This is a genomic window from Teichococcus aestuarii, assembly GCF_042651065.1.
GTDB classification, from domain to species: Bacteria; Pseudomonadota; Alphaproteobacteria; order Acetobacterales; family Acetobacteraceae; genus Pseudoroseomonas; species Pseudoroseomonas aestuarii.
On record NZ_JBHSCH010000131.1, the window covers coordinates 1 to 2,924 of the forward strand.

Sequence of the window (2,924 nt, forward strand, 5' to 3'; positions counted from 1 at the left end):
GCCCAGTTCGCCGTGCTGTTCGGCGAGCGTTTCACCCGCGCCATGGCCTGAGCGTGTTCAACCGCTCCGCCCTACACGAAATTCCTGACAGTCCCGACTACGAGCGCTATGCCACCACTCTTGCCGATCTCCACCTCGTCGCCTTCGCCTGCATCATCCTCAAGCAAGCCGCGCAACTGGCCGCAGGTCCATGACAGCCTCTAGGCAATCGACGCGCCGGCCAACGCCACCCTTCCGCTGAGCCTTCCCATGCCTCGCGTGGAAGCCGTGTTGGCCGTCACCATGACGAGCTTCGCCATCTGAGACCGACGCCATCCTCTGGGCCTTCGCACTGGCTCGCTGGCTGGCGGCCGGGCAGGGCTGGCCCAATAGCTCTAATGCTCTGGCTAGGCCCGCTCATATCTACAGGCATGGCCCTCGTCCTGCTGCTCTGCTACGCGCTCCGGCTGGCGCTGGGGGCCTGCCCGGCCCTGGTGCTCGCCAGCCTGGCCGCCACGCTGCTCTGAGGCAAGCCATGACCGCACAAGACGCACAAGACCTGCACCCCTCTTGCCCTGGCTCCTGCTCCGGCGCCGGCGCCGGCCGCAGCTTGACGAGGCGCGCCCTGCTGCGGGCGGGGCGGGGGGCGGCTCTGGGAATACTGCCTGGGCTCGCCGTGCCGCCGGTGCTGGCCCAAGGTCCCCTCCGCATCACGCATGCCTTCGGCGAAATCCTTTTGCCGGAGCCGCCCCGGCGGGTCGTCTCGCTCGGCTTCCAGACGCAGGACACATTGCTGGCCCTCGGCGTGCAGCCCGTGGCGGTGCGCCGATGGTATGGCGACCAGCCAGCCTCCATCTGGCCCTGGGCCCAACCCTTCCTCTCCGGCTCCCTGCCTGTCGAACTGCCCACCGAAATCTCAGTCGAGCAGGTGGCCGCGCTGGCGCCGGACCTGATCGTGGGCATCGGCTCGGGAATCACACCGGCGCAGTACGCGCTCCTGTCGCGCATCGCGCCCGTGCTGATGCATGCGCCGGGGCAGGCGGTCTCCACGCCCTGGGCAGTGCTGACCCGCAGCCTGGGGCTGGCGCTTGGCCGGCAGGAGCTGGCGGAGGAACGGATCGGGCAGGCGCAGGGGTTGATCGACGCAGCCCGGGCCCGCCATCCCGGCTGGGAGGGCCGTACGGCGCGGATCGCCTATGCCTTTGGCGGCGAGGTCGGTGCATATGCCCGCGAGGACACGCGCGGCGCCTTCCTGGCGGAGCTGGGCTTCGTGGTGCCGCCGCTGCCGGACCAGGCTCTGCGGCGCGGCTTCTACGGAGTCCTCTCGCCGGAGGATCTCTCGCCCCTGGAAGTGGATCTGCTGATCTGGATGACGAGCGAGTCGAGCGCGGCCATCACCAACATTCCGATGCGACGCTTCCTAAGCGCCCACAGGGAAGGGCGCGAGATCCTGGCCAGCCGCATGGTGGCCGGCGCCTTGTCCTTCGGCAGCATCCTCTCAATGCCCTATGCCCTTGCCGCGCTGGAAGCAGAGATCGTGGCGGCGCTGGACGGCGATCCGGCCACGCCAGTCGCCTCCGCCGTAAGATCCGGCCTTGCGCCGTAAGGCCGGGCGGTCCGCTTCAACTCCGCACCAATATGCGGCCGCCCTGGCTCAGCGGAGAGGCCTCCTCTGCCGACACCGTACCCGCCAGCTTGTGGTGGTCCCATGAGCCCTGATTTTCCTGAGACTGCTTCACCTCAAGAGATGACCTGGTGAACACCCGTCGGGCGCGCCGACAATGTCAATTCCTGCATAATCTGCCGCTCGATAATAATTAATCTATTGTTTCCGCAAAATTTTATTTCCAATCTACCGATAATATATTTATTGTTACAGAACAAAAACTGATTCACGATACTTCCCGCGCTGAAATACGCAGAATTTTGAGCTGTGACGCTAAGTGTATGGCCCCGCAGGAGGATGATTATTGTTGGCCGTTATTTTTTCTGCCGGAAGGGTCCTCATCTCAGTTTGGTTGGATTCTGGAGCATGCTTGGTGCCAGCCTTATGTTCTTTGCAGCCCAGTACGAGGGTGGCTATCAGCGGGCCACAAACTCATTGGCTCTTCGTGAGTGGCCGCTAAAAGCGCTTGCACCCGTTATCCCTGCCTTACAGCGCCTTTCAAAACGGAAAAGCGGTAGGGCTGCGCCGATCTGAAGGGCATGGCGAAGCCCCTGATCTCGGATGAAGTCTGGCCGGTGATTGAGCCGCTGCTGCTACCCGAGCGGCCCAGGCCGCAGGGCGGACGGCCGGTCGTACCGCCCCGTGCTGCCCTGAGCGGCATCCTCTTCGTGCTGTGCTCCGGCATCCCCTGGGAGATGCTGCCGCGGGAGATGGGCTGTGGATCCGGCGTCACCTGCTGGCGGCGGCTGCGGGACTGGCAGGAGGCTGGCGTGTGGGACCGGCTGCACCGGGAGCTGCTGCGCCGCTTGCACCAGGCGGACCGGGTCGACTGGAGCCGTGCCTGCGTGAACAGCGCGTCCATTGCAGCCAAGAGGGGGGCGCCGGAACCGGGCCGAACCCGACGGGCCGCGGCAAGGCAGGCACCAGGCGCCACCTCCTCACCGACCGGCGCGGCATCCCGCTGGCCTTCCTGCTGAGCGGCGCCAACACGCAAGCAGGCCCTTTGACGACCTGCTCGACCCCGTTCCACCATCCCAGGCAAGCCGGGCAGGCCTCATCGCAGGCCGGACAAGCTGCACGCTGACAAGCCCTATGATCATCGCCGCTGCCGCCGCGCCTGCTTTCGGCGCGGGATCAAACACCGGATCGCGCGCCGCGGCATCCGCTCGGCCATCCGTTACGAGGGTCGTGTCCCGGGTGGTGGTGTAGGAGGTGACCGCTTTTGAGGAGGCGGCCACCGCAATGGTTCTCGGTAGGGTGTGGGTTGTCGAGACCTGTA

The 2,924-nt window shown here is 66.0% G+C and carries 1 protein-coding gene and 2 pseudogenes; all 3 read left to right on the forward strand.

Annotated features, from left to right (window positions below; all coding sequences use genetic code 11):
- Positions 1–194, forward strand: a pseudogene (locus ACFOY6_RS23815) (hypothetical protein); the annotation flags it as partial.
- A gap of 521 nt (positions 195–715) precedes the next feature.
- Entirely contained in the window at positions 716–1,585 is an 870-nt protein-coding gene (locus ACFOY6_RS23820) for an ABC transporter substrate-binding protein (RefSeq protein WP_379652427.1), read from the forward strand.
- Between the two features lie 599 nt (positions 1,586–2,184).
- A pseudogene (locus ACFOY6_RS23825) lies at positions 2,185–2,823 on the forward strand (IS5 family transposase); the annotation flags it as partial.
- Between the last annotated feature and the right edge of the window lie 101 nt (positions 2,824–2,924).